General features: G+C 48.6%; 1 protein-coding gene. It reads right to left on the bottom strand.

Translation table 11 applies throughout. From position 1 onward, the window contains the following. On the bottom strand, nt 1-1,913 hold a 1,913-nt coding region (locus C7475_RS32660; RefSeq protein ID WP_146217733.1), incomplete at both ends, for a condensation domain-containing protein.

Genomic DNA, 1,913 nt, shown 5'->3' with positions numbered 1-1,913 from the left:
TGTAGCATTCTTTCTCCTTCATCAACACCCAGGTAAGCGTGTTGATGGCACAGATAGTTCACTACACCACCATGTTCTACCAGTACACCTTTAGGGCGGCCGGTCGATCCCGAGGTATAGATCACATAAGCAAGGTCGGAAGACTGCGGGCCGTCCGGTATATCAGTGACAGGCTCTCTGCTGATGGCTGATCTGGAGCTTAACAAGTCGATTATTTCATAATCTCCTGCTCCAGCTGCTGATGACAACGAGCCATCACTAACAATTATACTGCAATTGGTATCTGAGATGATGTAGCTGATACGGTCTGATGGATATGACGGATCTATAGGTACATATGCGCCACCAGCTTTCTGGATGCCTAGTATCCCTACCACCATCTCCAGGCTACGCTCAAGGCAAAGACCTACTAATGAGCCTCGTACTACCCCGCGTTTGCGCAGGTAATGCGCTAACTGTGTAGACACATGATCAAGTCCACGGTAACTCAACTGCTCATCTCCATATAATAAGGCTGGTAGCTCCCCTTGCAGGATTGCCTGCTGCCGGAATAAACTTACCAGCGTTTCTGATACAGGGTAAGGTACGCTGCTCCCATTATAGCTCTTCAGGCGTTTCACTTCTTCCGCAGACAACAGCTCTAATGAACTTATTGCCGTACCTGGTGATGATAAAATACTATGCAGCAACTGTTCATAATGGGCTAACAGCCCCTGCATACGCCACTCGCTATATAAACCACTGTTATAGGTAAGTGTTATCTGATAACCCGGACCTGTTCCTAATGGACGCAATTCCATACTCAGGTCGAATTTGGACGATACCTGGTCAATACGTTCTTCTTCCAGCATCACATCGCCCAGGTTTAGCGAAGACACGGCCTCCTGCTGCATGGCAAACATCACCTGGAATAAAGGATGACGGCTGCGATCCGCAGGTAAGCCCTGCTGACTTACTACCTTCTCAAACGGTATATGCTGATAGTGATAAGCATCTATGGTAAGCTGACGGACACGACTTAACAGGCTACGGAAAGACTCCTCTCCTGACAACTCCGTGCGTAACACAACAGTGTTTACAAAAAAGCCGATCAGTTTTTCGATCTCATGATTATTACGATTAGCGACAGGGCTACCCACACTGATATCGCTCTGACCACTGTAACGGTGCAAAAGCACCTTAAATGCACTCAATAAGGTCATGTACAGTGTTACCCCCTCCTGGCTGCTCAGTTGCTCCAGTCCGGACAATAGTGCCCCCTCCAGCACACTATAACAACGGCTGCCTGCATGACCGGTGTAAGCAGTATGGGAATGATCGGAAGGAAGTTCCAGTACTCCGGCTCCGGATAATTGCGACTGCCAGTACGAAAGTCCTTCTTCCAGCAAAGGCCCGTTAAGGTGACGGCGTTCCCATAAGGCATAGTCTGCATATTGAACACTTAATGCAGGCAGATGATCTTGTTTGCCTTTATACAGCAACATCAGTTCTTGCACCAGCAGTGGCATAGACCAGCCGTCGGCCGCTATGTGGTGCAATACTACTATCAGCAATTGTTCTTCATTCGCATACTCCTGCAGCTCTGCACGCAGCATGTGATCTGAAGACAAATTAAATGGACGGTCCACGAACTCCTGTACTGCCACATGGCTGCTTCCCTGGCAAGCGCCTTCAATACGGCGGTAGCCAAGTGACCAACCACTGTCTGACAATACCTGCTGGTAAGCTGTGCCTTCTACTTCCAGCATCACGCTGCGTAATACTTCATGACGCAACAACACCTGCCGGAAAGCATGTTCCAGGCGTAATACATCCAAACGTCCACGTACACGAAGAACAGCAGGGATATGATAATGAGTACTACCTTCCAGCTGATCGATGAACCATAAACGTTCCTGTGAATAAGACAGTGG

Source organism: Chitinophaga sp. S165, assembly GCF_003182155.1.
Taxonomy (GTDB): domain Bacteria; phylum Bacteroidota; class Bacteroidia; order Chitinophagales; family Chitinophagaceae; genus Chitinophaga.
This window is presented reverse-complemented; position numbering and strand designations above follow the sequence as displayed.